The sequence below is a fragment of the Paraburkholderia sp. genome (genome assembly GCF_035656215.1).
GTDB lineage: Bacteria > Pseudomonadota > Gammaproteobacteria > Burkholderiales > Burkholderiaceae > Paraburkholderia.
Window position 1 is genome coordinate 1 of sequence record NZ_DASRSY010000023.1, and the last position, 5266, is coordinate 5266.

Genomic DNA, 5266 nt, shown 5'->3' on the forward strand with positions numbered 1-5266 from the left:
CGGCCTCGGTGGTCGGCATTCTGTCCATGTTGCGCGATGAGGGATATCGCCTCGCAGCATTGCCCGCCGACGGCGACGCGCTGCTGAAGGCGTTGACCGAAGGCGTGACCAACGATCCGGTCGTGCGTGATTTGCGGCCCGCGTTGCAAAGCCTCGCGCTCGACGACTATCTTGTGTACTTCAACGCGTTACCCGCCGAAGCCCGCAATGCGCTGAACGCGCGCTGGGGCTCGCCCGAACAGGATCCGACCTTGCGGCGCGGCCGTTTCATGATCGCGGGCTGGCGCTGCGGGCAGGTGTTCGTCGGCATTCAGCCGTCGCGTTCGCGCGAGCAGGGCGATTACGCGAGCTATCACGACGCTGAACTGGTGCCGCCGCATGCGTATCTGGCGTTCTATTTCTGGCTGCGTCATCAGTTCGGCGTCGATGCTGTCGTGCATGTCGGCAAGCACGGCAATCTCGAATGGTTGCCCGGCAAGAGCGTCGCGTTGAGCGATGCCTGCTGGCCCGATCTGATTCTCGGCCCGATGCCGCATCTGTATCCGTTCATCGTCAACGATCCGGGCGAGGGCAGTCAGGCGAAGCGTCGCACGCAGGCCGTTATCATCGATCACCTGATGCCGCCGCTCACGCGCGCCGAAACCTACGGACCGTTGCAGGACCTCGAACGCCAGGTCGACGAATACTATGAAGCGCTGATGGTCGATCCGCGCCGTTCGAAGCTGTTGAGGCGCACCATTCTCGCGACCATCGTCGAGCATAAACTGCATGACGAATTGAGTCTCGCGGCACCGAATGGACAGGACGCTGAGGACGCGCTGCTGACGCGCGTCGATGCATGGCTGTGCGAGTTGAAGGAGGCGCAGATTCGCGATGGTTTGCATACGTTCGGGCAATCGCCCGACGGGGTGCAGCGGCGCGATACGTTGCTGGCTTTAGGACGCTTTCCGGTCGGTGATGGCCAAGGCAGCAAGGCTGGGTTGATCGATGCGTTGGCGCGCGATCTGCAGATGGATCATCTGTTCGATCCGCTGTCGGTGGATTGGTCGGCGGCGTGGGATGGTCCTCGTCCTGACGTGTTGCAGCAGGTGAGCGATGCGCCATGGCGGCACTGCGGCGATACGCGCGAGCGCCTGGAACTGCTGGCGGCTGCGATGTTGCGTGAAGTGTGTGGCGATGGAGCGTCCGATGCGGCGCGCGTGAGCGGGACCTTGCTTCAGGCGGAACGAGTGATCGAGCGCCTGCGCAACGACGTATTGCCGCGGCTCGACGCCTGCGGTCCGCAGGAAATGCTGCATCTGAAGCGCGGGCTGGAAGGGCGCTTCGTGCCGCCGGGGCCGAGTGGTTCGCCTTCGCGTGGACGGCCCGATGTGCTGCCCACCGGTCGTAACTTCTATTCGGTCGATACGCGCGGAGTGCCGACTCAAGCCGCATGGTCGCTTGGTTTGAAATCCGCGCAGCAGTTGATCGAACGGCATCTGCAGGAAAAAGGCGATTACCCGCGCGCAATTGGCCTCTCGGTGTGGGGCACCGCAACCATGCGCACCGGCGGCGACGACATCGCTCAGGCGCTTGCATTACTCGGCGTCCGGCCGAAATGGGCCCCGGGCAGTCATCGCGTGACCGACTTCGAGATCATGCCGATCGAGGTATTCGACCGGCCGCGTATCGACGTCACGTTGCGCGTGTCCGGTTTTTTCCGCGATGCCTTCGCAAACGTGATGCATCTGTTCGACGCCGCCGTGCAGGCCGTGGCCGAACTCGATGAGCCCGAGGACCTGAACCCGATTCGCGCGCGCGTGCTGCGCGAACGCGATGCGCTGATTGCGCGCGGCATGGACGCCACCGAGGCGCGCAAGCGCGCCGGCTGGCGTGTCTTCAGCGCGCGGCCCGGCGCTTATGGTGCGGGTTTGCAGGACATGATCGACTCGCAACAATGGCAAACCGATGCCGATCTCGCGAACGCGTATCAGGCGTGGGGCGGTTACGCCTACACGCAGAAAAGCGCCGGCGAAGAAGCGCGCCACGCATTCGGCACACGTCTTGCCGCGATGGATGTGGTGCTGCAGAACCAGGACAATCGCGAGCACGACCTGCTCGATTCGAACGACTACTACCAGTTCCAGGGTGGCATGGTCGCGGCGGTGCGGCATCTGGCGGGTACTCAGCCGCAGATCTATCACGCGGACCACAGCAACCCCGCCGCGCCGCGCGTTCGCACGCTGCATGAAGAGATCGCGCGCGTGGTTCGCTCGCGGGTGATCAATCCCAAATGGCTCGATGGCGTGAAGCGCCATGGCTACAAAGGCGCCGCCGAAATCGCGGCGACGGTCGATTATCTCTACGGCTACGATGCAACTGCACGGGTGGTTGCCGATCATCAATATGCGCTCGTCACCGATGCTTACTTGAACGACGCCGATACGCGCGAGTTTTTGCAGCGGCACAATCCGCACGCCATGCATTCGATCTGCGAGCGCCTGCTCGAAGCGATGCAGCGCGGTCTGTGGCAGGCGCCCGGCGACTATCGCGCGCAAGTCGAACAGCATCTGCTCGCGAACGAGCAGCAGATCGAAGGAATGCAAACATGAACGCAGCGACCCAACGGCCCACTTTTCCATTCGCCGCGCTGATCGGCCAGACGCCACTGCAGCAGGCGCTCCTGCTGGCCGCGATCGATCCCGGTCTGGGCGGCGTGCTGGTGAGTGGGCCGCGCGGCACGGCGAAATCGACCGCGGCGCGCGCGCTCGCGGAGTTGTTGCCGGAAGGACAATTGGTGAACTTGCCGCTCGGCGCGAGTGAAGACCGCTTGATCGGCACGCTCGATATCGAAACCGTGCTGCGCGATGGCTCGGTGCGTTTCTCGCCTGGTTTGCTCGCGAAAGCACATCGCGGCGTGCTGTATGTCGATGAGGTGAATCTGCTGCCCGACGCGCTCGTCGATGCATTACTCGATGCGGCTGCCAGCGGCGTGAATACCGTCGAGCGCGATGGTGTCTCGCATAGTCACGATGCGAGCTTCGTGCTGATCGGCACGATGAATCCCGAAGAAGGCGAGTTGCGGCCGCAACTGATCGATCGCTTTGGTTTGATGGTCGAGTTGCAGAACTGTTTTGAGCCGCAGGTGCGTCAGCAGATCGTCAAGGCACGTCTCGCGTTCGATCTCGAACCACACGGTTTTCGCGCTGGGTTTACGCGGCAACAGAAAACGTATGTTGAGCGGATTCGTGCGGCGCGTGAAGCGCTGCCGCAACTCGACTTCGACGACGCCGTGCATGCGCATGTCAGTGCGCTGTGCATCGAAGCGGCGGTCGATGGTTTGCGTGCCGATCTCGTGATGTTGCGCGCAGCGCGGGCATTGGCTGCGCTGGAGCAGGCGGCTGCGGTTACGACGGAGCATGTCGAGCGAGTCGCCGAGGCGGTGCTGATACATCGGCGCCATGATCGCGAGACGCGTGCAGAGGGTGGCGCACGTGAGAACGAAGCGCCGCAACCGGCCGCTGACAATGCGAATGCCGGGTCTTCGCAAGCCTCGCACGATACAGAGCCAGGCGCCGCTGCCGGCGATAGCGATTGGGGTTATTTACCACCGCAGCCCGCGGGCGTCGCGCAGGTCAAAGGCGTCATTCCGCTCAACGCAAAAAAACGCTGAGCCATCGGAAAGGTGCCGCCGCTGACTCGCGCAGCGGTTTTCGATGGCGGCAAGGTGCCGGCGCAGGTTCGCGTGGCCGTTTGCAAGGGACACCGGGTAAACGTATCGCATGGCTGCCGACGCTCACCGCGATGCGTCAGGATTCACTGCGCGCCGAGCATCTGCGCTTCGTGCGCGAGGCGCCGCGGGGCGGTGTATTGCACTGTTTTGTGCTCGATTGTTCCGGTTCCATGCTTGGCGGGCAGCGTCTTGCACTCGCGAAAGGTTTGCTGAGTGCGCTGTTCGATCACGCAAGTACTTCGCGCGCCGAGGCGGCGTTGGTGTGCTTTGGCGGTGCTGGCGCCGATCTGCGTTTCGGTCCCGCCGTGCCGCGCTGGTGGAACGAGCGATGGTTAAGGCCGGTGGGTGGAGGCGGCGGGACGCCGCTCGCGTCCGGCGTGCGTCAGGCCGCGCTGGTGCTGGAGCGCAGCGCCCGACGCAAGCCTGCGCAGCAGCGCTGGCTGTGGGTCCTGACCGACGGCCGCAGCGGAGATCAGCCGGCGCGGCCACTTCACGCGGACGAGGTGGTATTCGTCGATTTTGAGCGGGAGGCGATTCGACTGGGTCGTTGCCGGGCGCTTGCGAATGCTTGGGGCGCGGCGCTTTTTACGCCGGAAGAACTGATCGTCTGAGTCGCGCGCGCCATGCTGCGCGTTTTCGTGCGTTTATTTCAAACCGTTGGACCAATATTGCACGTCGTCCTGGCGGTCGAATACGAAGACTTTCATCGCCATCTGCTGCGCAGCATCGAGTTGATCGAGTTCGAGACCGTGGATCGATGGCTCGCCCGGCGCACTGCCTTTCGGCACGTTGCGGATGACTGCGGTGGTTTCGATCGCGGTTTGCTGCTCAGCCGATTTGAGGAAGAAGGCGACGCGCAATCGTTCGCCGACTGCACCCAGCGTCCATGAGGCGTTTAGCGACATGCCGAGCGTGCTGATGCTGTTGGCCAGGCCCAGACCTTCATATGCATCGCCAGTTTCGCCGATGCTGAAGCGCTTTGCGCGTCCTCGATTCGCTCGTTCCCGCTGCGTCTTCCTCGTCCTCCGCGTTCGTGCGTCCCTTGTGTCCGTGCATCTGAGTGTCTCCAGTGTCTCCAGTGTCTCCAGTGTCTCCAGTGGCGCGGGATCGTTCGATCGAGTTAGTGCCTCTCGCTTGCAAAAAAATGCAATCACTGGTATTGCGTTAAATTAACTCGGATAACTAAGTATTTTTTCGGTGCCCGGATAAGGGCTGCTTCGGTTCTTCTCAACTTTTTGAAAATAATTGCATGAGAGGGATTGACGACATGCCGACCGTTCTCCATAATCTCGTTTCTCTGCTGCAGATGCAGCGACGCAGAACGAAGCGGTGCCGGATGGTTGTGAGGTTGGCGACAGCGGTGCGGTTTTGGTGGTGAATGCGGACTCGATCTTTAAAAATTAACAGCCGATAAGTGTGGGCGCTTGATGCGCGACGCGCCGGTGGGTCCTTCGGGGTCTGCCGGGAAGCGAAAGTATCAAGTCTCACACGAGTATTAAAGGAAGGTTTTGCTGTTGAAAGACAGGAAGATCATTCGTCAGTACGTTGAGTGAG

General features: G+C 62.3%; 4 protein-coding genes. 3 read left to right on the top strand and 1 reads right to left on the bottom strand.

Annotation, left to right across the window (positions count from 1 at the left end; all coding sequences use genetic code 11):
* The 3 genes from cobN to VFE81_RS01335 all read left to right on the top strand — a co-directional run.
* The coding region (gene cobN / locus VFE81_RS01325) for a cobaltochelatase subunit CobN (protein ID WP_325042868.1) at window positions 1–2591 on the top strand (2591 nt) is incomplete at its 5' end.
* Window positions 2588–3652: an ATP-binding protein gene (locus VFE81_RS01330; protein ID WP_325042869.1), complete on the top strand. Its 1065-nt coding sequence runs from the start codon at window positions 2588–2590 to the stop codon at window positions 3650–3652. The genes cobN and VFE81_RS01330, both read left to right, overlap by 4 nt.
* A gap of 131 nt (window positions 3653–3783) precedes the next feature.
* Window positions 3784–4323 (top strand): vWA domain-containing protein, encoded by a 540-nt coding sequence (locus VFE81_RS01335; RefSeq protein WP_325042870.1) that lies wholly within the window; start codon window positions 3784–3786, stop codon window positions 4321–4323.
* Window positions 4324–4356: 33 nt separating this feature from the next.
* Here the strand turns inward: VFE81_RS01335 and VFE81_RS01340 are convergent, their stop codons facing one another.
* Entirely contained in the window at window positions 4357–4617 is a 261-nt protein-coding gene (locus VFE81_RS01340; protein WP_325042871.1) for a hypothetical protein, read from the bottom strand.
* Window positions 4618–5266 lie beyond the last annotated feature (649 nt).